11 protein-coding genes are annotated in these 26,943 nt (G+C 44.4%); all 11 read left to right on the forward strand.

Translation table 11 applies throughout. From position 1 onward, the window contains the following. Positions 1-25: 25 nt before the first annotated feature. The 11 genes from JUB15_RS17565 to JUB15_RS17615 all read left to right on the forward strand — a co-directional run bounded on the left by JUB15_RS17565 (position 26) and on the right by JUB15_RS17615 (position 26,900). Positions 26-8,023, forward strand: coding sequence for a PA14 domain-containing protein (locus JUB15_RS17565; RefSeq protein WP_207513812.1), 7,998 nt, complete (start codon positions 26-28; stop codon positions 8,021-8,023). Between the two features lie 69 nt (positions 8,024-8,092). Next, on the forward strand, positions 8,093-8,842 hold the full coding sequence (locus JUB15_RS17570; RefSeq protein WP_207513813.1) for a LolA3 family protein: 750 nt from the start codon (positions 8,093-8,095) through the stop codon (positions 8,840-8,842). 77 nt (positions 8,843-8,919) lie between these two features. Further along, positions 8,920-17,634 carry an EndoU domain-containing protein gene (locus tag JUB15_RS17575; RefSeq protein WP_207513814.1) on the forward strand — a complete coding sequence of 2,905 codons (8,715 nt, stop codon included), beginning with the start codon at positions 8,920-8,922 and terminating at the stop codon, positions 17,632-17,634. 3 nt (positions 17,635-17,637) lie between these two features. Then, positions 17,638-17,886 (forward strand): MafI family immunity protein, encoded by a 249-nt coding sequence (locus JUB15_RS17580; protein WP_207513815.1) that lies wholly within the window; start codon positions 17,638-17,640, stop codon positions 17,884-17,886. Positions 17,887-18,168: 282 nt separating this feature from the next. Beyond that, positions 18,169-20,010, forward strand: a complete 1,842-nt coding sequence (locus JUB15_RS17585; RefSeq protein ID WP_207513816.1) for a hypothetical protein — start codon at positions 18,169-18,171, stop codon at positions 20,008-20,010. Between the two features lie 176 nt (positions 20,011-20,186). After that, positions 20,187-20,687 carry a hypothetical protein gene (locus JUB15_RS17590; RefSeq protein ID WP_207513817.1) on the forward strand — a complete coding sequence of 167 codons (501 nt, stop codon included), beginning with the start codon at positions 20,187-20,189 and terminating at the stop codon, positions 20,685-20,687. Between the two features lie 134 nt (positions 20,688-20,821). Beyond that, positions 20,822-21,358, forward strand: a complete 537-nt coding sequence (locus tag JUB15_RS17595; RefSeq protein WP_207513818.1) for a hypothetical protein — start codon at positions 20,822-20,824, stop codon at positions 21,356-21,358. A gap of 548 nt (positions 21,359-21,906) precedes the next feature. Continuing rightward, positions 21,907-22,407 carry a hypothetical protein gene (locus tag JUB15_RS17600; protein WP_207513819.1) on the forward strand — a complete coding sequence of 167 codons (501 nt, stop codon included), beginning with the start codon at positions 21,907-21,909 and terminating at the stop codon, positions 22,405-22,407. 142 nt (positions 22,408-22,549) lie between these two features. Next, positions 22,550-24,490, forward strand: a complete 1,941-nt coding sequence (locus JUB15_RS17605) for a TIGR02594 family protein (RefSeq protein WP_207513820.1) — start codon at positions 22,550-22,552, stop codon at positions 24,488-24,490. 10 nt (positions 24,491-24,500) lie between these two features. Continuing rightward, positions 24,501-24,953 (forward strand): hypothetical protein, encoded by a 453-nt coding sequence (locus JUB15_RS17610; protein WP_207513821.1) that lies wholly within the window; start codon positions 24,501-24,503, stop codon positions 24,951-24,953. A gap of 414 nt (positions 24,954-25,367) precedes the next feature. Beyond that, positions 25,368-26,900 carry a hypothetical protein gene (locus JUB15_RS17615; protein WP_207513822.1) on the forward strand — a complete coding sequence of 511 codons (1,533 nt, stop codon included), beginning with the start codon at positions 25,368-25,370 and terminating at the stop codon, positions 26,898-26,900. Positions 26,901-26,943 lie beyond the last annotated feature (43 nt).

The raw sequence follows: 26,943 nt of genomic DNA on the forward strand, positions 1-26,943 counted from the left end.
GCACCACCATATATACCCCAGTACTATGATATTGAGTTTAGCTTATAGGTATCAGAAACATATCGCCTTATTCCTGATAAGTATTTCATTTGTTCAGGTGACAATTGCAGAGCGGATTGTTTACTATAAAGGATCGTCAACAGTAACTTTTTCTTATAAAAGTTATGGTGAAAAGGGTATTGGAAGTCCTGCCTTTTCATTTGAGAAGATGAAGAGCCCGGAGTTGGATTACAAGCCCCGAATTTCGGAAGTTGGCCAATATAGTCAGAGTGATGCAAACTCCCCCTCCACTGAAGGGGGCCGGCGGGAGGCCGTATTCATCGGCGGTCCCACACAACCCGAGAGCCAGTCGTTCTCATCGGTTAACAGCAACAACATGGTTGACCTGTTCACCGGTGATTTCAGCTACAATATTCCGTTGCTCGATGTGGGCGGTTACCCGGTCAATATCGCTTATCACAGTGGTATTACCATGGATGAAGAAGCCAGCTGGGTAGGTCTTGGCTGGAATATCAATCCTGGTTCCATTACGCGTAATATGCGTGGTGTGCCGGATGATTTCAATGGCGGGGCCGATACCATGAAGAAAGTGTCTTCGATAAAGCCAAATAAGAACTGGGGAGTTACAGTAGGAGCGGATTTTGAATTGTTTGGTCTTTCTGCGTATGCAAAAAACAACCAGATTGTTATCGATACCGTTAGTAAGGGCATAACCGTTGGCGGAAGTTTTGGCATCTTTCACAATACCTATAAAGGCTGGGGTTTTGAACGTTCTTTGAATGCCTCAATTAATGTAGGTAACAAATCAACCGGTACCCTGAGCGGGGGCCTTTCCCTGACGGATAATTCGCAGGAAGGTATTACCATAAGGCCCAGTTTGTCGTACCAATATACGTTGAATACCAAAAATGAAAATTTTACTGCCGGAGCCGGCATATCTCTGGCTGCTCCTTACAATTCCAGAACTGGCTTAAAAGCCATTCAGTTAGGAATGAATGTAAAGCCAAGGATATATGGTATAAGCAGACGCTTCGAGGCTGGTCTCGACTTTGCCTGGCCTACCTATTCACCCAGCATCACGATGCCAATGACCAATTCAAACACCAGCGTCACAATTAAGGTGGGATATGAGGCAAAAGGAACCCATCCTACAGGATTCATAAGTGGCTATTGGGGTCAGGAGTATATAGCACCAGCAGATACCTCGGTGTCCATCCCTGTCTTTGGTTACCTTAATTACCAGAACCTGGTTGGTAACCGCGACGCCGTAACAGATTTTAACCGGGAAAAAGAAATGATCTACCGCGAAAAACCGGCTATTCCACACATTGCTGTACCATCTTACACTTATGATGTGTTTTCAATGTCGGGTGAAGGTACGGGAGGGAGCTTCCGGCCATATCGCGGCGACATAGGATTTATTGCAGATCACCGCAGCCGCACAAAAACAACTACCGATGCTGCGAGTATTGATATCGGATTAGGCGACGCCGTTCATGGTGGAGTGGATTTGAACCGCAATTATTCATATACTCAAACCGGACCCTGGGAATCGGAAAATATTATAGCAAATACGATCAATTTCAAAAGCAGTAAAAAGCTGTTTGAAGCGGTGTATTTTCGTAATCCAGCAGAAAAAGCGATCAATACAACTGCTTTTTATGACGCTATTGGCGGCGATGACGTAGTGGTGCCTGCCCTCGCACAGGACAGCAGGAACAGTCCGTCAATAACTGCCTCCAATACACTTAACAGATACAGCGGAAAAACCAAGGTAGGCAGTATTGATATCAATGCAGCCAGTGCTACCCGCAATACCCGCGACAAACGGTCGCAGGTGATTACCTACCTCACTGCACAGGAAGCAGCTGTTTCGGGATTGGATAAATACATCTATCATCATACTATAAATAAATTCGGATCCCGCCATTGTGACGATGTTTCTGTAAGTGACAAATTGGGTAAAGGCGTCGGTGTGATCGGCTATTATTACCCCAATAGAGAATTCAAACCTCCCTATTTTAATCCGACACAACTAAACTCAACTATTTACTTCGATTGGGAAAGGTGGACGCCTTACTGGCTTGATAAGGACGGGTATCCGCGAATCAAGATTGACAGAAATTTCGTGAATGATAATTTCACTGTTCGCTGGCTGGGCAGCCTGAAAGCTCCGGTGACGGGCACTTATGATTTTGGCGTGCGGATGGACGACAGATGCCGGCTATGGATGAATGATACCTTGTTGTTTGATAACTGGAAGCCAGGTTCCGGCCCCGATTGGATGACGAAAAGGATAAACCTGGTCAAGGACCATTTCTATAAACTTCGGGTAGAATACATAGAGTTGGGTGGTAATGGTTATGCACATATGGCATTTGCCTGGAGAAGACCCGACCAGCAAAATCGCCCGTGGGACAAGGACCATAAAGATTCTATTCCCGGAATCTACATGTATCCTCCCACATATGTTGATACCGCTATTGTTGATGAGGTCATTACACGCGAAGACCGCGTGAATAATTTCCGTAAAAGCAACCATATCTCAGAAATAAATGTGCTGAATCCCGATGGGCGGCGATATGTATACGGTATACCGGTATATAATATTCAACAGAAGGAAGTAAGCTTTTCTGTAACAAAAGACAACCGTCAGAATAACCAGACGGGGATGACCACTTTCTCTCCCGATGAAAACAGTACGCGTAACTCCAGTGGTAAGTCGGGCTATTACAGCCGGCAGGAAACGCCCGCCTATGCACACTCGTTCCTGTTGACGGGCATTTTGTCGCCCGACTATGTAGATGTTACCAGTAATGGTATCAGCGATGATGACATTGGCGATGCGGTGAAATTCAATTATGCCAAAAGCGCCGGTATTGCAAGTCCTTTTGAATGGCGCGCACCTTATAACGACAGCGCCAATTACAGCGAGGGGTTGAAAACCTATAACCGGGATGATAAAGCGCATTATATCAGCGGTAAAAAAGAAATGTGGTATTTGCATTCTATTGAATCAAAGACCATGATAGCCACTTTTACGCTTCAGCACAGGGAAGACCTGCAAGCGATCAGCGAAAGCGGTATGAAATCTAAAAGCTTAAAAGCTTTCTGCCTGAAACAGATCGATCTGTATTCAAAAGCTGACTTTTTAGCCCGTGGCACCAACGCGACTCCTGTAAAAACAGTTCATTTCGAATACAGCTATGAGTTGTGCCGTGGAATAAACAAATTTGGAAATAATCAGGGTAACGATTCAGGTAAACTGACGTTGAAAAAAATATGGTTCACTTATAATGGCAACGAGAAAGGCAAGTTGAATCCGTATGTGTTTTATTATCACAAGAACAATCCCCGGTACATAAGCAATGCCAGCGATAAGTGGGGAACCTATAAGGATCCGGCGCAAAACCCGGGTGCCACTGCAGGCAATCCGCTGACCAATGCCGACTATCCATATGCATTACAGGACAGCGCCCTGGCTGCCTATAACGCAGCTGCGTGGATGCTGGATTCAATAAAATTACCTTCCGGCGGGCGCATTAAAGTGAAATACGAAAGTGACGATTATGCGTATGTTCAAAACAGGCGGTCGACACAAATGCTGCAACTGGCAGGCTTTGGACAAACCAGCTCCGGCTCGTATAACGATAGATTGTATACAGTGGAGGGGGATCTAAGCACCCACGATCATTTATTTGCTTATGTAAGGATTCCGGTACCGGTAGCTACAAAAGCAGAATTGTATGCCCGCTACCTGGAAGGTATGAGCAAACTATACTTCAGGCTGTTTGTGCAGATGCCCGATAATGATGGGTATGGTTCCGGTTCGGAGTATGTGCCCTGTTATGCGGAACCTGATGTGGCAGCCGCCAACTGGTATGGATTTACCAACGATCCGAATGTGATCTGGATCAAAGTAGCTGGTGTGAACAATGACGGTGATGGCGGCGGATCGTTGAGTCCGCTGGCACAGGCTGCCATCAACTATCTGCGGTTAAACCTGCCATCAAAAGCATACTACCGGTCAGAGCCAGGTGATGATCTTAACCCCATGGATGCTGTACGGGTGCTGGTGCCTTCATTGCCCGACCTGTCGAATATGCTGCTCGGCTATACCAAATCGGCACGGTTCAGGAACCAGGCTGCTCATACTGTTCCGGCCCGTTCATATGTTCGGTTGAATTATGCAACCGGCAAAAAGTTAGGTGGCGGTTTACGGGTAAAAACCATTCTGATCTATGATCACTGGAACGCCATGACGCGGAAAAAGGAAACCATATACGGACAAAACTATGATTATACAACAACGCAAACCATAAATGGAAAAGAAACGCGCGTAAGCAGTGGCGTGGCTGCCTGGGAACCGGTTATCGGCGCAGAGGAAAACCCTTTCCACCTGCCCATCGAATACCAGGACCGGGTTTCGATCATGGCGCCTACTGCGGCGCAGTATAGTGAAGAACCATTGGGGGAAGCATTTTTTCCAGGAGCAACAGTTGGATACAGCAAAGTGCGGGTAAGAGGTATACACACCGATAAAACCCGCTCTGCGAATGGTTATGCTGAAACAAGATTCTATACGACTTATGATTTCCCCACTACATGGGACTGGTCGGTAATTGATAATGATACCAAGAAGCGCTATAAACCACTGCTCAGGAATTTCCTCCGCATAGATGCCAAAAGCTTCCTCAGCATTGCACAGGGTTTTAAAGTGGAACTGAATGATATGAACGGAAAACTGCGTTCTGAAGCCAGCTATGCAGAAAACGATCCTAAAAACCCTGTTACTTACACAGAGTATTTCTATCATGTTGAAAATGGCGATGTAACGTTTAAACAATTGAAAAATCTGGTTACGACCATCGATCCCTACGGAAATGTTGATACGGCGGCTACTATTGGTAAGGATGTGGAATTGATGGCTGATATGCGCGACCAGACTTCTGTCTCCATCGGCGCCAACGTAAATGTGAACAGCGACTTTTTTACGGTGGGATCATTCCCTGCGCTCATTCCAACACTCATCCCGCTGTTCCAGAAAGAGACTAACCAGTTCAGGTCAGCGGCAATGACAAAAGTGATCCGCCGGTATGGAATTGTTGACAGTGTAGTGGTCATTGATAAAGGAAGTAAGATATCTACAAAAAATATCCTGTATGATGCAGAAACGGGTGATCCGTTGCTGACAAGAACACAAAATGAGTTTAATGATCCGGTTTACAATTTCACTTACCCGTCACATTGGGTGTATAAAGGGGTGGGACCAGCCTACCAGAATATCGGTGCTATTCTTGAACACCTGGAAGTAAAGAATGGTAAGATCACTGACGGATTGAACGGTTTGGATACGTTATACCTGACGGCCGGCGATGAATTGTTGGTGTACAGCAAGGAAACTATAAATGCAACAGGCTGTTCTATCAGTTCCTATGCGTTCTTCCCGGATAGTTATAAATTATGGGTCATAGATTCCAATGCTGTTAACGGAGGTCCGCAGCAACTGTTCCTTGTAGATAAGAACGGAACACCCTTCTCTGGTAATGATATAACACTAAAAGTAACCCGTTCAGGCCACCGGAATATAAATGGTTCCGTAGGTTCCGTAACATCATTGCGCAGCCCATTGGTAAGGGGCGGCGATGGAAAATATCACCTGGTGTTTGATACGGCTACAAAGGTGGTAAATGCCGGCGCCAGTGAGCTGGCGCAATACTGGAAAGTAGCTGATAGAAGAAGAATGGATGTGCTGAAAGATTGTGTACCTACATCCAGGGATAGTGCGCGGTTTGCCAATGAAGCCTGCTCCTGTATGAAACCGTTCTTCGATCATCTGATACAGAGCAATCAGTTATTTATAAGAAGTTTTTTTCAGCGTAAAACCATAGGCCAGTTGGTGAGTGAAATAAATACGCCAGGTTTTGATATAAACAACTGTCCTATATTGAAGGAGAACCTGAACAGCTATTTCCGGCCCGTATCTGCCGATCCTAACGGGGAAGTGTATGCCTGTCGTATTGGAAATATTGAGATCAACCTGCTTCGCCGCAGTCCTTCCAGTATGTCATTCTACGATCTAACGACGAGCACATGTACTTCGGAAGGGGTTATATATAAAAGTCCGAACGTGGTGATCCCCGAACCGGATACCGTTACCGTTCGCATAGCGCCTGATTTTTCGGCCAGCATGTTGTCGACACAGAATTGTCCAACATTCAGGGATTCGCTTACGCTGATCGATTCAACGTCAGACAGGTTGTTGGTAGAAACCAACCTCAACCTGGGTGGCACTGAACGCAATGCTATTTCCATTATGCGCTTCAACAATGTAAGCCAGATCCCCGCCAGGGCCGACATTTTATCAGCCCGGCTCATTTTGCAGGCCGATCAGCGCGGACATCATCCTACTTATTTCCCCTATGCCAACTCGGTGAATCCGGTTGATACCCTGAGTGTGTCCTTGTCTGCAACAGGGTGGTTTCCCCGGGTGCCGCTGGAATCGTTGCACGATCAGTTGACCACCAGTCCGTGGCATAGAGAGATCGGGAGAACGGTGCCATTCCAGAATGATACGATCGACGTAAGATCATACGTGGAAGGTTACAGGAATAGAGATTACACTTCTGCGTCGTTCATCCTGGCGCAGGGCTCCAAGGATTTTCATACAAATGTTTCAGGTTATGGTGCAGGTTATGAAGAAGCGCCCGGTTACATGCAAAGCGGTTATGGAAATTATTATTCAACCATTTATTCGCAGCGATATGCCGATCCGGCGAAATGGCCGGTGATGGAGGTGACCTACGTAGTATATCCGCCATTCCCCGATACCATGGGCGCTGTGCTGCGCTATAATTCTACCCTGGAATGTACTGATATCAGCAGCAGCTTATGTTATAGTGCTGTTACTGATACTACGGTAAACCCTTATCAATATGGCATCCTGGGTAATTATCGTGCGTTGCGCAGTTATGTATATTATGGCCGTCGTATAGAATCTGATCCCCTGCAACCCATCAATACTCGTAAAAATGGGGTTATAAAGGATTTCGCACCATTCTGGATCTTACAGGGTAAAAACTGGGTGCCCACTTATGATACTACCCGATGGGTATGGAACGCACAAACCACCTTGTTTAACCGAAAAGGTTTTGAGCTCGAAAATAAAGATCCGCTCGGCCGCTATAATGCAGGTATCTATGGCTATGGTTTAACGCTGCCCGTAGCAGTGCTGCAGAACAGCCATTTCCAGGAAGGCGCTTATGAAGGCTTTGAAGATTATGGCTTTGAAACAAACAACTGTGACAATGCCTGTCCGGTGGCTAGATCCTTCGACTGGTCATCGCACCAGGACGATTTCACCAAAGTACAATCGCATTCAGGTTTGTATAGTTTGAAGGTAGACAGAGACAGCCTCACAAGTATTACCACCGATATACTGCCTGCTGCTGATGGCGTTGTCACCACGTTGTCATCAGCACTGAAATCAGGCCCCTGTGGTAACCAGCTCAAGGGTATGCAGGCCTCAAGGAGCACCGTGCTGCCAAACTTTGCACCGATAGCCGGTAAAAAGGTGATCGTGGGGGGATGGGTAAAAGAAGAGAACAGTTGCCAGTGTAAAAGCTACACCCGCAATCATATTCTGGTTGGCTTTACGGTAGGCGGAACCGTGAATACCGTTCAGTTAAGTCCATCGGGCAACCTGGTTGAGGGATGGCAGCGATATGAAGCAGTGGTAGATATTCCTGCCAATGCCACAAAAATGACGCTGACATTGCAGGCCTCGGATTCTGCCACTACGTATTTCGACGACATCCGCATTCATCCTTTCAATGCACAAATGAAATCGTTTGTATACAATGCGGTGAACCTGCGCTTAATGGCGGAGCTGGATGAGAACAACTATGCTACTTTCTATGAATACGATGATGATGGCACGTTGGTGCGGGTAAAGAAGGAAACCGAACGCGGCGTGCAAACGATTAAGGAAAGCAGGAGTGCGCTGTTAAAAGAACCACAATAATTAAAAATGAATAATTAAGCTGTCAGGCTACCAGCCTGGCAGGCCTGTAATAAAGTATAAAATCATTGTATGAGAAAGATCATATTGTGTATGCTCACAGGGTGTTTGCTGATCCAGGTTTCAGCTACGGCCGCAGATTCTACAGGTGCAGTGAAACAGTTTATGCAGCGGGTGCAGCAGGCATACAGGTCGGCGTCGTACCTAAGCTTTCATGTGCATTACCGGTATGCGAATCAGAACCAGCCTGAAAATTATATCGACACGATGTCGGGCGAAGTGGCAATGGATAAGAACCGCATGCGGTATTTGATCGAGGATATAGAAACGGTCACCAACGATAAGTATACGATACAGGTAATAAAGGATCAAAAGCTGATCTATCTCTCTATGCCCCGGCCGGCCCAATTGCCCGATCCGGTGGCTATGCTCGATACGGTGCTGGCCCGTCTGGATGGAATACGTACGCAGATCACCCGTGACAAAGGCATTGCTACGTTGCAAATCAATTTTCCACCCGGGCAAACCTATAAGAACATAACTATGTCGGTGAATGAAGCAACGGGTTATTTTCAAAAAATAGTGTATGAATTATATACCGAAGGTTTCGTGGAGAAAGATCAGTTGAAGCAGCCAGGTAACAATGGATCTTATCAGGCGGAAGGTCGTATAGAGATCTTGTTTACTGGTTACCGGCAGGGGCAGTTCACCGATAAACTGTTCAGCGAAGACCAGTACTTCACCCGGCTGGGCCAGGGAACGTATGAGCCATCGGAAAAGTACAAGGATTACCAGCTATTCCTGGCATCTCCAAAATTGTAAGCTTAACCAGAGACCTTAACCATATAGAAGCTTTTTCAGGCATTGTAACACTGAGAAAGGTATAAAATAAGATTAACATGCAGACCCATTTCCTTTATCGTTATTTACTACTGATCGGCTTTATTTGTAGTATAGCTGTAGCCCGTGCCGGTGATGGCGGAGGCGTGGTGGCGCGAACTGTTCTGGATGGTAGTAAAAACCAGGTGCATGCAGATTCTTCACGTACCGTAGAAGATTCCGCGTTCTTCAATGCTGCTGCCATTGGAGTTGATACCGGTTATTCGGTTCAGAATGTGATCACGTTTAAAATAAATGAAGCCGCGAAAATATACCTGCGAACAGCGTTCACCGTTACCGCACACCTGCGGATCATTTATAGCAATGGGTCTGCTATAGATTCGATCGACAGGCCATTTACCATCAACTACGATTCGGCCAACAGTTACAATGCCCGCAACAGTTTTGTGTTTTATGGCGGCCGCCGAGTGACGGTAAAAGTGTTGTCGATAGACTCCAATGGCGCTACCTGGAATGTATCATCGGCACTGATGATCGAGAACCAGCTGACCGCCAAACCTAAATATGTTTTCTCCTGCACGAATACGGTAACCAATATTACAGTAACACCCGTGGCTGATACGGCCGATGAACTGCCGGTAAGCTGGACGGCTGTAAGAGGCGCCGATCAATATGACCTGGAATGGACCTACATCGATGCTTCAGCGCTGGCGCTGGGCCGGTACAACACCAATGGTGTGCCTGACCCGGCATTGATCTTTTATCATAATGCCACCCGCGTTAGCACGACCGGTAACTCGTATAACATTCCATTGATGTATGAAAACAACGGAACATTATTTATAAGGGTGCGACCGGTGCAGATCGGTAAAGCGAATGCTGTCCTGGCTGCCCTCTGGAGCTCGGAAGCATCGCCATCGGTAATGGGACAGTATACATTTAACGGTCATGAACGAATGCTGAACTGGCAATCAAGCGTCAGTTTTGCCGAAGAAGGCAAAAGAAAAGTGGTGGTGCAGTATTTTGACGGGGGCCTTCGTGGCCGACAGACCGTGACGAAAGACAATACCAATAACAATGTAATTGTCGCAGAGACTTTTTATGATTACCAGGGCCGGCCGGCCATCCAGGTGATGCCTTCCCCTTCATTGAGCAATGTGATCCGGTATGCTGCCGGTTTCAATGTAAGCATCAATAACGCGGAGTACAGCCAAAGTAATTATGATACGCTGATCAGCCCTGATCTGTATTGTAACACGCATGCAGAGGCGATGGGGCCCGGTTCAGGCGCCAGCCAGTATTATTCCCCCAACAACCCAAAGAAAACGATCGGGATGAACCAGTTCATTCCCGATGCGCAGGGCTATCCTTTTACCGAAACGGAATATACCCCCGATAATACCGGCCGCATCAGCCGGCAAAGTGGAGTAGGGCCTGACCACCAACTGGGCAGCGGTCATGAGACAAAATATTTTTATGGCACGCCCGATCAAAAAGAACTGGATGGCCTGTTTGGTACGGACGTAGGGGATGCCTCGCACTACTTTAAGAATATGGTGCGGGATGCCAATGGGCAGTTCAGCATCAGCTATGTTGATATGCATGGCCGCACCATTGCCACCGGCCTGGCTGGTGAAGCCCCAACAAACCTGGCGCCATTGGCGTCGAACGGCAGCCGCCAGGTGACGGAGAACCTCGTTGATTCTGCCGGAAGGTTCATTCAGAACTGGGACCTGCTGAGCCAGAAATCGCTGGTAGTATCCAAACCGGGGGAGCACACCTTTAAATATAAACTCGACCCTGCCTCTTTAATAGAGCAGAACTGCGATACGCAAAATATTTGCTATACCTGCTTGTACGACCTGCAGGTAACGATCACCGACAATTGTAATAACCAGTTGTTGCCTGGTAAAAAAGCCTTTGATACGGTGCTGCATAATTTTTCCCTTGGTGCTATTACGCCTGACTGCAGCAGCCCTTCACCGGTAAATCTGAACTTTACTTTGTATTTGCCTGCAGGCAGCTACCAGATAACCAAACGGCTTACGGTGAACCGCAATGCCTTTAATTATTATCGCGATAGCCTGTACATGCCCAACAATACGTGCCGGTCACTGCAGGATTTTATTACGGAGCAACGCAAATTGATTGCGGAGCAGAATGCTAACTGCGAGCCCACCTGTGATGGCTGCCGGGCCAGTGTAGGTACGCTGGAGCAGTACCGCACTAAATTTATCACGCAAACCGGTATAGCGCCGCAAGACGTGGCAGGTTATGAAACGCAAATAGCGCTGGCTTATAAAAGCGCCATTGAAGCCTGTAATGAACTTTGTGGCGATAGTTCCTCCACCGATAATGATGTTCGCGCCGCGATGTTGCAGGACCTGACGCCGCCTTACGGCCAGTATGCAGATACGACCAAAGAGAACGGCGAAGATATTTATTCGATCTTTTATATAGATCCCAAGAAAGAATTTACCTATGATCCGGTATTTAAGCTGGAAGGTGTGGTGTACCGTGATGCCAACGGTCAACCTGACAAGGTCTACAACCTGCAAACCAACCTGATGGTAGAACCGAACGCGCTGACGAAGCTGGAGTTTACGCAAAACTTCCGCACAAGTTGGGCGGAAGCTTTGTTGCCCTATCACCCGGAGTATTGCAAGCTGAAGGTGCTGGAATCATTAAAGGCCAGCAATGTGTGGGACCGCCGGATGGAGAAGGTAGATAACTACCATGATGCCATTGACTCGGGTTACCTGAACCCTACGGGCATACAAAGCTTAAGTGGTAAGTATCCGATCAAGGCCAGCAATCTGGATCCATTTATCAGTTTACGTCCGGATAAAAAGGCGGAGCTGGAGACCAGACTGAATCAATACCTGCAGTTGAAAAACGGCCCGATGGTGAATATGTGGAGCATGGCCAATGCGATCGTGAAGTGTGATTCAGGTAATACAGCCTGCGTAAGTTATTACCACAATAATGGCAATCAGTCGCGCAATTTTGATCCTTCCTGGTGCGATGGCGATCTGGACCAGGCGTGGCAAACCTTCCGACAGTTGTACCTGGCGGCGAAACAGGACATCATCAACAAGCTGGTGAACAATCCAACGGGCTGTACACCGCTCAACCAGGCGTTTAATAATAAGATCCCGACGCGTAAGGAGCTCATCGATAAAGGGCATCAGCCGCAGTTTACAGAAGATACCAAACAGGCAGCCAGCGATGAAGGGCTTGATTATATGAATGATCCTGATAAGGTGAACGAGGCTAAAGCCGGCGGCCAGCAGGAGCTGAATAGAATGTACGATGAGAACTGCACGGCGCTGGTAGAGCAGTGGCGCGCGCAATTGTCGCATTGTTACAATGAGGGTGCGTTAAATACGATCCTACCCTTGTTGAAGGGGCTGTGCCGCACGGCTTGTGATCTGGAGCATTTATTTGGCGCCAGTACGTTGCCTGCCGGAAGAGATTACCAGGGTTATCACAGCTTTAAAGAGATCATAGACAATTATAACAGTACCCATGGCATAACCAATAATGTAGATTGTAATGCCGAGTTGATCACGATGCCTGCTCCCTATGACAAACAACCGGCATATTATAACAAACCGGTTTTTACCAAACCTGGGGACTGTGAGTGTAAACTGATCAATGATCATTATATCCGTTACACGGTAGGCAAAAGACGGGGCAGTGGCGATGGCAGTTTTTCGGCTTATATGAAAAGAACGCAAGGGGTGACGATGACCGACAGTGATCTTGAGATCTTACGCAATGTATGTAACACCCTTAGTACTCCTACGGAAGCAGGTATAGCGTGTACATTCCTGAAAACGCCCATTTACCTGCCACCGGCGCTGCAATGTAATACAGGAGAGTCATGTAGCTCCTGCACGGTGGTACAGGGCCTGTATCAAAGTTTTAAACAAGAGTATCCCAACGATACGCCGCGTATCGCAGAAGCAGATGATACGTTACAGATCAAACGCAATACGCTTTTCCAGAACTATATGAATAACCGGTTGGGTTATTCCCTCCAAAGCTGGGAGTACCTGCAGTTTTTGAAGCAGTGCGCCGACTCAGCCGGCACGATCCGCAATGTTACCGAGTGTGTAGATCAGCGGATCGGTGGGTTCTTCCTGGCGGCCGCTTCGGGTAAACTGGAAGATGTGCAGGCAACGCCGGATCATGGTTATATCATGGCTGGTAAAACAGGTTCCAATGCGGTATTGATAAAAACCGACAGTGTGGGCGCCATTCAATGGTCAAGACAATATGAAGGCAGTAGCGACGATTACTTTAAACGGGTACGGCGCACCGCTGATAATGGGTACATCTCTATTGGTACAACCAAATCGGGTCATTATGCAAGCGGCGCCATACTGGTGGTTAAGACCGATGCGAGTGGTGCGGTCCTTTGGGAAAAAGCGATTGGTTTTGGAACACCTTTGGGTGAGCGTGGTTATGATATTATTGAGACTACCGACGGTGACTACGCTGCACTGGGCTTATATAACCAGCATACTGGTTTTGGAGAACTTGTACTGACCAGTCTGCAAAGCAATGGAACCATAAACTGGACACACCGTTTTGGCACCAGCCGGTTGCAGAATAATAGTTATGCCTGTTATAACCCCGGCGCCGATACGGTGGACTATGATGGTTCTCCGTCTTACGGCCTGTTGCAGGATGCCGATACGTTGCTGGTGACCGGCGCAGCTTATGACCGCAATGTAAGTGATCGCTATTTTGGCGTGGTGCACCGCATCGATAAGAAGAATGGCAGCCTGCTATGTTCCTGGCATTATGCCGATAGCACCAGTGAAACGAAGAGCCTTTGGTTCAGGGATATTTATGCTACAGCCAATGGCTACTTGTTGATGGCCAATAATGCCGAAAAGCTTGGAACAGTCAACCAGCAGGTGTCAGTAGTGAACCTGGCAAAAAGCGGTGAAGTAATATCTTATAAACGGTTCAATGTACCAGCGGGTAGTAATAGGATGGTGACCTCGGCCGTGTTCCCAACTACCGATGGAGGTTACATGATAGCACAAACAGGCAACAACAGCCAGCATATAATCTGGCAGCGGATGGATGCAGCGGGAACTTTATTATGGTCAGCTGAAACAGCATTACCCGGTACGCAAACCGTTGGCCGGATCATCCAGAAAAATGACAGCAGCTTTGCGGCAGTGGGTGATAATAATGGCCAGATGGTGATGCTGGTGATAAAACCGAATTTTGGTTGTTATGATAATACGGTTCAGTTGGGTACTGCTGATCCGGTTATGGGCCGGATCAACTGGGCGCCGGTGGCCAGTGAGTTTGTAACACCTGCGAACACCGAAATCAGTCTAACGCCAATGGCGGTGATGGCAAAAGATTCAAGCCTGACCTGCCCCGGTAGTGGCAATTGTTATGAATATTATGAAGGGCCAAGGTTGTGTGGTAAATCACAGCCTGTACTGCCGCCCTTCCGTGATGAATACATAGGCGCCTGTTCTGACAGTACGTTCTTTGCGATCACTAAAGGAACAGAGTTGCATAAAGTATATACCGATTCACTAACGGGTGCCTTTGAGCGGAACTATATTGAAAAATGTTTGCAGGCTTACCGGTATGAGTCGTTTACGGTTACCTACACGAAGAATGAATATCATTACACATTGTATTATTATGATCAGGCGGGCAATTTGATCCGTACGGTATCACCCGCGGGTGTAAATCCAATCACTGATTCTATAGAATTGGAACAGGTAAAGGCAGCACGGGCTGCGGGTACAGAGAAGCTGCCAGGACATACGTTATACACCGATTACCGGTATAATACCCTGAACCAGGTGGTGGCGCAGCATTCACCCGATGGAGGAACGAGCGCCTTCTGGTACGACCGGTTGGGACGATTAGCAGTGTCGCACAATGCGAAGCAGGAAGACAGTGCACAATACAGTTATACGAAGTATGATCTAATAGGCCGGATCACAGAAGTTGGGCAGTTAACCAGTAGTACGGTCATGGCGGATGCCACGAGCAGAAACCAGGCAGGGTTGGAAAGCTGGTTGACAAATGCAGCGCCTACGGCAGAACAGATCACTAAAACTACCTATGATATTGAATATCCGGGTGTGGACCCTGTGTTGAAGACGAGGAACCTGCGCAACCGGGTGTCATGGACTGCCTTGTACAATAAAGCTAGTGAACTGGGCAGTTTCAATTTCGCTGCCGCCAGCTTTTACACGTATGATATCCTGGGTAATGTAGATACCTTGTTGCAGTATTATAAGCAGGGCATACTATATGATAACAACATTGGAGTAAAGAAGATTGCTTATGACTACGATTTGGTAAGTGGTAAAGTGAACCAGGTAAGTTATCAGCCTGGCCAGCCGGATGCATTTTATCATAAATACTTGTACGATGCCGAGAATCGTATAACGAATGTGCTTACGAGTACAGATAGTATCAATTGGGATAATGATGCCTTCTATCAGTATTATGATCATGGACCGCTGGCCCGAACCGTCTTGGGCGAACAACAGGTGCAGGGTATAAACTATGCGTATAACCTGCAGGGCTGGTTAAAGTCGATCAATCCGGATGTGTATGTTGGCGCGGGATACACCTTAAAGCCCGATGGCAGTACAGGCAGTGTGGTTGGAAGAACCGCTTACAATGTAATGCTAAATTATTATAATGGAGATTTTAAAGCCATCAGCGGCGCTACGCCGGCCGATGCTGCACTGACCACTAGATTAATAAGTGAGCAAGCTTATCGACCGCTGTACAATGGAAACATCAGCAGTATGGCGGTGAATATTGAGAAGCTGGGTAATCCGCAATTGTACAACTACCAGTACGATCAGCTTAACAGGATCGTAGCTATGGATGCCTGGAAAATGACAGGAAATACATGGGGTGATCTAACGCATCAGGGCGACTTCCAGGAGCGGGTGAGCTACGATGCCAATGGAAATATATTAAGTTATAAGCGGAATGGGAATACAGCTGGCGGCAAGCCGTTGGATATGGATAAGCTGACTTACAGCTATAAACCAGGCACCAATCAACTGGACTACGTATACGATACAGTGCCTGCTGGTAACTACGATGTTGATATTGATGCGCAGACTGCCGCAAACTACGCGTATGATTCTATTGGGAACCTGGTTAAAGATAATGCGGAAGGGATCACCAGTATCAGTTGGACAGTGTATGGAAAAATAAGCCGCATTGTCAAAGGAGATAGTGTTGATATTAGATATGTCTATGATGCCGGTGGAAACCGGATTGGTAAAACCGTGGTGAAAACCGGATCAACTGATACGGCACGGACCTGGTATGTAAGAGATGCGCAGGGTAATGTGATGAGTGTGTATGAGGCAGGTAAACCAGCAGTGAACAATGGCCATCTGACGCAATCGGAGTTGCATTTGTATGGAAGCAGCCGGATAGGCTTGTTGAGACGTAAATTGGATATGGGTTATCAGCCGGATCCTGGCGCTGATCCATCGAAAATAACCATGCCGTTATTAGGTACGGGTGATAGTCTTACCTTTGTACGAGGAGACAAGCTCTTTGAACTAAGTAATCATTTGGGGAACGTACTGGTGACTGTGAATGATAAAAAGCTGGGGGTTTCAGCTGATAACAGCATCGTTGATTATTTCAATCCCCAGGTTGTAAGTGCACAGGATTATTATCCGTTTGGCATGTTGCAGCCAGGAAGGAGTTATAATGCGGGTGGGTATAGGTTTGGGTTTAATGGGCAGGAAATGAACAATGATGTTAAAGGATTGGGTAGTAGTTATTCTTCACAATTCTGGGAATACGATAGTAGATTGGGGAGGAGGTGGAACATTGATCCAATTTATAAGAATAGCCCCTATGAAGTTTTTGGCGGTAATCCGATTGCATTTTCCGATCCAAGTGGAGCTGATACAATTAACATTAATAGAACAACAACAGTAAGGAGATTTGCTAGTAGAGGTGGAGGATTAGACGGAGTATCTGTAAAGAAGGTTCCTGATCAAGTTACAAGGACGGCTGATATTGGTATTATACAGGCCAGCGGTGATGATGTGTTTAGAATAAACGATAAATACGTCATAATTGATGAAAATGGGCAAGTAACAACAACTTCAACAACAACTACGTTAAATCTCAATAATGCTCAAACCTTTTATAGAACGGGTGGGCATAACATGAAGGGCTACATAGATGACAGATATGCGCTAGCTGCAAATTCACCTGACTGGCTATTGCATTACTATGCAAATAAGAGTGGCGATATAGGAGTCAGAACGGCATTGGCTTATCAGAAAGACGTTCCTTTCGCAGCCGGGGTAGAAAAAATTACAAATGTTGCCTATGCTCTCAGTGGAGCCTATGGCGTATTCAGAATGCTGGTTCCTCGAACAGCATTTACTTCATATATTAATTTGGCAAGTCAGCAGCGGACCATACATATTTTAGCAGGTGACGCAACTGGTGGTGGGCATTCATGGTTTAGTAGCTTAAAAAGTTTTACTAATGGGATCACAGGTAAGAAAAGTATGTTTCCTGCAAGTTGGAGTGGTAAAAAAATTATGCATGCCATATCGGATGTGGCTGTGAATAATCCCTGGATACAACAAAGTGGTAGAGCAGGAGCGCAATTTACCCGAAGCGGTGCGCCGGTTAGGTATGCGGTTGAAGGTTACTATGAGGGGGTGAAAATCAAAGTTATAACAACAGCGGACGATATTATAACAGCGTTTCCAATTAAATAAGTTATGGAACAATTATTAACAAATATAATCAATAAGGCGGCTCTGTTTGGGCTACCTCCTTCAGACATCTCTAATGCGAAAGAGTTTTTAGACCATCATGAGTATGCATTGTGTCTTGAAACGATCACTGTTCAATTATATGAAAATGAAATAAGGATTGATAATGAATTTTATCAACTGGTAGTAAATGCAGCTAAAAAGATGAAGGCTTCAATAAGTGATTTCGATTATATTATATCGTTGATTGGGTAATCTTTAGTTGCGTCGTAAACTGAGCAATCAGGAACTTTATTAGAGATAAAGTAAGGCGCTTTTACATTAGGTGAAATCTATACTTTGCAGTAGGATAAATGAGCCAAATTTGTAGGCAAACCAAGTGAATTTAATTGAGCTGCATAAAACCATGTAAAACAACAGCAGAAAATTCTTGAATTAAAAAATCGAAAATAAAGAAGCCGGATTTGATAGCTGCCCACAGAGGAGAAATTAAAACCGCTCGAATAAAATAGCCTAAGTAAAATTATATAAATATCTATGAAGCGAATTCTGTTCGTTCTGGCATTATTGTGCCTGGAAAAGGCGCTCAATGCCCAAACCCCCTACATCTACACTATCAAAGCCGATAGTGTGAAGATCACTAACAATTGCGATACGGCTGAACTCATCATTGAAAATCATACGCAAAACGTGCCTGGCTTTTTGTTCAACAAAGGCCGGGGAAGAACGGAGTTCAGGCGACCCCTGGCGAAAGTCAGTGACAGTATCTATTTGATAGGCATAGATACCTTACGATTATCCGGTGCCTGGTTGCAGGGCGGAAATACCTGGGGAACCACGGGTTATTTCGGTACACGTGATAATAACCATATCGATTTTTATACAAATAATACACAGCGGGGTCGCTGGACCAATGCCGGTAATCTGTTACTGGGAACAACCAGTGATAATGGCGTTAAATTACAGGTCAACGGCGGGATCTCCCTGGTAAATAGTTCGAATGATTATCTTAGTTCGACAAGATTTCCCATCCTGATTGGCGATGATGCCGGCGCAGGCGGCATCGGGTTTTTATTTGATGGCGATGCAACTGGACGGCTTATACGGATAGGAGGTGGGCATTCGGGTAACTTTCATAAATTCCAGTTCCAAAGTGCGGGACAGGCGGGTGACAGTGTTGCGCATTACAATTTTACATATAATAGCAACACAGCCCATGCGCTCAATATATTTAACTTTGCTGATGGAAAAGCAAAATTATTGCTCACAGCACCCGGCAACTTGTTAGTTGGTGCAGCCTATGATGATGGCAGTCGATTGCAGTTGGCAAATAATGGAACAATTTCTATCAATCCAACCTTGTCGAGGCCGGGTGATAAAATAATGTTCGGCGGATACATCAACACCTATGATGGACAGAATACGATAATTCGTACTTCAAACGATAACGGAGGTACCTATAAAGATATTCTGGTAGAGCGGGATGGAAATATTGGATTGGGAACAAGTAATGTTCCTTATGGCTGGATGGTAGGCAATCCTGCATTGCGAATATATAGTGATGGAAGAACCCAGATAATGGCTCGCGGCCACTATTTTGGAAATACAGGAGGACCAGCAAATTCATCAGCCCTCGTCACTGCAGTATCTAACATTAATGAATGGCAGCAGGGGGTAGGAAGTTACCCCAACAGGCAAAACTATTACTATATTGCTACCACGCTTACCGGAACAGGAACGGAATACCAAAACGTACGGGCGCCGCTGTACATTGGCGCTCGTGAACTAAGATTCATGACCGGGCCTGCAGATACTACAGCGGTTGTCATTACTGAGAATAGAAGCTTTTTACTGGGAACGGTTACTGATAATGGTAATAAATTACAGGTAAGTGGCAATAGCTATTTTAATGGTGCGGAACATGTAACCGGCACCGTACGTTTTTCCGGCTTGACAAATGATAACACCCAGGCCCGAATTATTGTAAGCGATGCCAACGGTAATTTGTATTACCGTGATGTATCCTCTTTGGCATTGAATGAAAGCATCAATTCAGATTTGGCAGTGAAAGGCCGCGTTTCTGCCCAAAAAATGCTTATCACCCAAACAGGCCGCTGGCCCGATTACGTCTTCACCAATGAATACAAACTTCCATCATTGGCAGAAGTAGAAAAATTTATTAAACAGAATAATCACCTTCCCGGAATTCCCTCCGCTGCAGAAGTAGAGCAAAAAGGCATTGATGTTGGCGATAGCCAGGCTGCATTGCTGAAAAAGATCGAGGAGTTGACCTTATATTCCATTCAGCAGGATAAAGAATTACAGGCACTGAAACAGGAGATGGCTGAATTGAAAACATTAATAAAAGAGAAAAGATAACACGACATGTTTATTCAGTAAATACCATTATATGAAAAAATTGCTGTTTTTCCTTATCCTCGGGTGCTTCAACAAGGTGCTCCAAGCTCAGTACATCTACACCATCAAAGCCGATAGTGTAAAGATCACCAACAACTGCGATACGGCGGAGTTGATAATCGAGAATACAATTGTTTATGAAGCGAATTCTCTTCGTTTTTGCACTGCTGTACCTCGAAAAAACTCTACGTGCCCAAACCCCGTACATCTACACCATTAAAGCAGATAGTGTTAAGATCACCAATACCTGCGATACGGCGGAGCTGATTATCGAGAATCATACGCAGGAAGTGCCGGGCTTTTTATTCAATAAGGGGAGGGGCAGAACCGAATTTAGGAGAGGACTCTTGAAAATATCGGATGGTGTATATGTCGTTGGGGCAGATACGTTGAAACTAAACCCATGGCTGCAGGGGGGTAACCGCTTTGGAACGACCGGCGTTTTAGGTACTATGGATAATAATAATATTGATTTTTATACGAATAGTACATTCCGCAGCCGTTTCACAAATACCGGTAATTTGCACATAGGTGTTGTTGCAGATAACGGTGATAAATTACAAATGTCACATAACGGCGTAGTGACGGTTTCGGCAAATCTGTCCAGGCCAACAGCTGGACGGTTTATTAAAAGATAAGCCGCATTGTTAAAGAAGATAGTGTTGATATATCATATTTTTATGATGCTGGCGGACAATACAAGCTGGCTAAATTTATACCGATAAAGCAGGAAATTTAATTAACACATATCCATTAGTAACCCAGTAAGTCAATGAAAAAAGAAGAAATGTATTTTTTAAAGTTATGGGACGACTTAAGGAGTAAAGTTGAACACAATAAGCAATCAATTACTCCCATAGATATATATAAATTGTGTTCCGAGTGGGCTGGAAAAATTAGAAGTACGAATATTCTAAAAATAAGAGAGCTATATAATTTGTATTTAGCGTATTTTGAAGGGTATAATATAAATGAGTATCAATTTTTGCAAAGCTGGTATTCATTGCGCGATTTAATTCAGTTTGATATATTAAACATATTGGTTGTGAATTTAGAGCATGCAATTATTCGCTGTAGGGATATTATGTGGGAAATTTTAGTATTTAAGACTAACAGACCGTGCAAAACATGTGATAGTGAATTAAGAGCATTAACGGATAACAAGAAGAGAGAAATATTTTTTTGCTGTGATAATTGCGTTTACATAGAAGATATTTTTGGACAATCTGTAAAATCTCTTAAAAACCAGCTTTCGCCTATTACACCGGAAATGCAAGAAAAATTCTTGTTGCCACCTAGTATTCCTTAGAACGCAATTTGAAGAATGACATTTGTTATATATCATTTTTTTATGGTGGCTTTTATAAGACCAGTACTCCTACGTATTTGAACAGTATTTTATTACCTATCCAAGAAGAAGGTTAGGGATTATGAAAAAGATTTAACGTAATTGCAATTACAACTGAAGCAGTTAATAATGAAGCTCAGGCTGCTGCTAATAGTGGAAAAGTGTTAAGCGATCTGTCGGTAATGCATATCAAGGAGTGGAGTTTTAGATGACCGGATGCAATTGGTAAAACCTTATCGGCCGTATTTAAAGTTTGGCAAAAATTAGGCAGGCCATTTGATAAAACATAGGGCTTAGGGTTTGAAAACGTTTCAGCTCAACAAGCTCAAAAAATTGTTCCTCAATTGCAAAGTGCATTGAATGGCTTATTAAATCGAATGCACGATTCTATAATGGTAATGGCAATATGATTATCACCGCAATAATGATGGAACATTTATTACTGCTATAAATAAAATATTCAACAATTAGTTTGAAAAAGTAACACCACTAGTAAATCGAATCGATCAATGAGTAAGTTTAAAGCAATAAGAGAAATAATAGGTAAGACTATTGTAAGAGTATACTTGGTAGTTTGGCCACCATTTGGAGAAGATAGATTTTCTCAAGTCGATTTGTCGTTTGGATTTAAATTTGATTTAGAGGAGAATGGTATTACTGTTATTTCAACAAGTCTACAGGATATTTGGACCCCAACTATCCGTATTGAGTATCCAAGTTCGGTGTTTGAGTCAAAACTTTTTTATAATAGAATGCCTAAGTGGATGAAGTCTGAAATGGAGGCCGGTTTTAGTTATGAATTTTACGATGTGACAGATTGGGAGGTTTTTGATAAAATACTGAATCATAAGATTAATAAACTGGAATGGATTTGTGTTGGGGATATTAAAGAGCCATTAGGTGTTAGGTTGTGTTTTGATGATGATTTTGTTTTGTCATTTCCTAACGCAGATGGAAATACCGTTCAAACGAGTAGATTTAATTTAAGTGGTAACTTACGTGCTTTTTGATGCCTTGGGAAATATAAAGTTTTTTCCTGATAATGACTTACAAGTTTGATTAAAGCTGCGGCTTTACCAAGCATTGGATACAGGTATTAATACGACACTGGGTGGCAGCTATCGTCCGCTGTACAATGGTAACATCAGTAGCATGGCGGTGAATATCGAAAAGCTGGGCAATCCGTTATTGTATAATTATCAATATGACCAGTTGAACCGCCTGGTGGCTATGGATGCCTGGAAAAAGACAGGTAATACTTGGGCGGATTTGACACATCAGACCGACTTGCAGGAGCGGGTGAGCTATGATGCCAATGGAAATATTCTGGGTTACAAGCGGAATGGAAATACAGCTGGCGGCAAACCGCTGGATATGGATAAATTGGCTTATAGCTATAAACCAGGCACCAATCAACTAGACTATGTATACGATACGGTGCCGGCGGGTAACTACGATGTGGATATTGATGCGCAGTCTGCCGGAAACTATGTATATGACTCTATTGGGAACCTGATAAAAGATAATGCTGAAGGGATCACCAGCATTAGTTGGACTGTTTATGGTAAAATAAGCCGCATTGTTAAAGGAGATAGTGTTGATATTTCATATACCTATGATGCTGCCGGAAACCGGATCGGTAAAACGGTTATTAGATCAGGATCTACAGATACGGCAAGAACATGGTATGTAAGAGATGCGCAGGGTAATGTAATGAGTGTGTACGAATCGGGCAAACCAGCCGTAAACAATGGCCATTTAACGCAGTCTGAGTTGCATTTGTATGGCAGCAGCCGATTAGGTTTATTTAAACGGAATTTGGATGTGGCTTATGAGCCAGAGCCAGGGTCTGATCCATCGAAGATAACCATGCCATTACTGGGTTCCGGCGATAGTCTTACCTTTGTACGGGGAGATAAGCTCTTTGAACTGAGTAATCATTTGGGTAACGTACTGGTAACCGTGAACGATAAAAAGCTGGGTGTTTCTGCTAATAACAGTATTGTCGATTACTTTAACCCACAAGTGGTGAGTGCGCAGGATTATTATCCGTTTGGCATGTTGCAGCCAGGAAGGAGTTATAATGCGGGTGGGTATAGGTATGGGTTTAATGGTAAGGAGAATGATAATGAGGTGAAGGGCGTGGGTCAGCAGCAAGATTATGGGATGAGGTTTTATGACCCGCGGTTAGGGAAGTTTTTGAGTGTGGATCCGTTGACGAAGGAATATCCGGAGTTAACGCCTTATCAGTTTGCGAGTAATACACCAATCGCTGCTATTGACTTAGATGGGGAAGAGGCTAAAGTCATAACTGTTTTGCACGGCACAAATGATCAGGTAATACTAAAGACTGAAAAGACGGACTATTTTGCAGCGGAAGTTGCCAATAGTCATTATGAAATTCATCAGTATATAAAAATTGAAAGTAAGAAGGTCACTGTTGCCCGCCAATCATTATTTAGAGTGAATGAAAAATCAGGGGAGTCAGTATCGTTATTTGGAAGTATTCCAAAAGGAGTTACTGCCTTCCTGCCTAATAAATCATTTGCCCCTAAAAGCAATTTACCAAAACATGTGTCAATTGCTATTAAAGAAATTGGCGTAGAGGAAGTTGTTGGTGATGGGAATAATCCCAGAATTAGTAATGATTATTTTGGAGCAACTACTTTAGGTCCGGGGATTGAAGATAGAATCCCATGGTGTTCTGCATTTATGAACTTTGTTATTTCACAAGCTGGCATAAAAGGAACGAAAAGTGCATTGGCACTTGATTGGAGAGCATGGAAAGAAGGTGAAAAAGTAGACCAGCCATACCTTGGAACGTTGGTAACAATCAGGCATTCAGACGGAACTGGACATGTTGGATTAGTAACCGGAAGAAATGGCGATCAAATAGCTATTTTAGGCGGTAATCAAGCAATTCCTGGGAATGGAAGTGAAGGGCTTATTGTAAATAATAAATGGAACACAATTGCCAGTAATATGGTTTTTATACATCCGAAAGGCTTGCCTAAATTACCATTGACTAAAACACCAGTTGCGCCTTTGGCGACTGAGAAACTTGAACAAATTGGCTCATCAAATTCCAGATAAACATATGAAAATGAAAGCCTTATTTTTTGTAATTCTTATTTATGCCGGATTTTCAAAAAAATCAATTGCTCAGGATAGCGATCATGGAGCGGTTAAATCTGTCTCTTGTCTTCAATGTGAGAAAACGTGGCTTACATTACGAGGCCATTTATTAAATAAAGATTTGGCTAAATCTGTATTGTTTTTCACAGATAGCCTTGCAAAACATTTTCAGTCATTCGAAGTCAGTTCGCTGAAAGCATTAATTAACGAAAAGTGGTTTAAAGACCCCTATTTTATTACATCTCTTAAAAGAGAAAATTATAAGTTTCAACAAAGAGGGAATACTGATTTTCGAATTCATATTACAGTCTCCTATCCCTACCAACAAAACGAGGAAGGAGACCATAGAACGGTGTATGTGTTGGATTTTAAATTGTTTAAATCTGGATATAAAATTTACATGATTAATATTGCAGGATAAAAAATATTGCATATTTCCTGATAGCGTAAAGTATGTCAAGAAGTAAAATGACAGAGTGGCTTGTGAGATTTAACAGAGGAGAGTCGTTTTCTCATACAGCGCAGCCTCATATGGGGTACAGGCGTCTGCTTGAACTTTATATAAGAAAACATGATAGAAATTAGCAATGCCGATAGTGCAAAGTTTACAAATATTGTATTGCCTTGCAGGGTGTTCGTGCTGGTATTTTGGAGAGCTCTATTCTTGGTGGCAGCAAAAACCAGGTGCAAACTATTGAATTGAATAAACAGTGCAAAAGCAAACGCAAGAAATTATAGAATTAAAAATAAAGAGAGCCGGATTTGATAGCTGCCCGCAATGGTAAAGTTGAAACCGCTCCGATTAAATTGCCTTAATAGAATAATATAATCGATTATGAAGCGAATTCTGTTCGTTCTGGCACTGCTGTGCCTGGAAAAAACTCTCCATGCCCAAACCCCGTACATCTACACCATTAAAGCTGATAGTGTTAAGATCACCAACACCTGCGATACGGCGGAGCTGATCATCGAGAACCATACGCAGCATGTGCCTGGCTTTTTGTTCAACAAGGGCAGGGGAAGAACCGAGTTCAGGAGACCACTGTCGAAAGTCAGTGATAGTATTTATTTAGTAGGCGTAGATACCTTAAGTTTATCTGGTGCGTGGTTACAGGGCGGTAATACATTTGGTACGACTGGGTTCTTTGGCACACGCGATAATAACCATATTGATTTTTATACAGACAATACAAAACGAGGTCGCTGGACGAATACCGGCAATCTTTTGATCGGTGGTGATACTGATTATGGATATAACCTGGCTGTTAATGGAACCACCTACGGCCAGTTTTACACGAATTCAACTACACCCCTTGGAGACCGTCACAGCGGCGCCCTTCGGTTAAGATGGGGAGGAGGTCAAGGCACCTATTTGGATTTTTATTACCAAGGTAATGCCAAACTTCGCGCAGCGATAGGAACTCCTTCTGATTATAGACCCCTATATATGTATGATGAGATTGGATTCAGTTTTATGAATACGCCTTATGTCGCTGTAGGATATGAGGGGCATTGGAGCTCCCGGTTCTCAGTTGCTAATGTGCGTAATTCAGGATGGGATGCTTTTACTGTTAGAGGCATTACTTCTGATTCTACTTCTGATAGAGATCTGACAGTTAATGGTGTTGGAAATACGTTAATTGGCGATGGTGCAGACAATGGGAAAAAATTGCAGGTTAATGGTACCAGCTGGTTTCGCGACCAACTTAAAGTAGGGAATGATAATTATGCCATTTCACTAAAACCGGCTTACGGGAACGGCTATGGTACCGGAATTGAAGCTTCAATGTTAGCTTTTGGTAGTGTGACGGCATCCGTTGGTGTAAATAAACAGAATAAAGGAAATATTCCGGCAAATTCCCTGATAATCGGCGGCGCTGCGCCCGGATACTGGACTACCCTGGTTGATTACAATGGTAACCCTACCATTGTCAGCCAGGGTAATGGGGCCGTTACCATTAATGGTGGCTATAATGGCATTAATAATGGAGGCAGCGCTGGTTATTCCGCAAACGCAGTTTCTCATTCCCTGAACATTTATGGTGGTCGGGGTACCGGTTCAGGTACGCCAGGCGATATCAATTTTGGTACAGGTAATGGTCAGGAGTCCGGAATGACAATGCATACCATGACAACCAGGTGGACCATAAAAGGTGGCACTGGTTTTCTGGCCAATTCGCCCAACCCAAGCTCAATGTTGGATATTACCGGTACAAACGGGTTTTCGCAATTACGTTTACGTACCAGTTATACGCCATCTTCCACTTCAGATACAAATGGTAGCGTGGGTGATGTTTCGTGGGACGATAACTTCTTTTACATCAAAACATCCAACGGTTGGAAACGGGCCGCGTTAACTACGTTCTAAACCTGCAGCAAAGTAGAATAAATACTTGCAAGCCCTAAAAAAG

Origin of the sequence: Longitalea luteola, assembly GCF_017356035.1 — a bacterium.
Taxonomy (GTDB): Bacteria; Bacteroidota; Bacteroidia; order Chitinophagales; family Chitinophagaceae; genus Niastella; species Niastella luteola.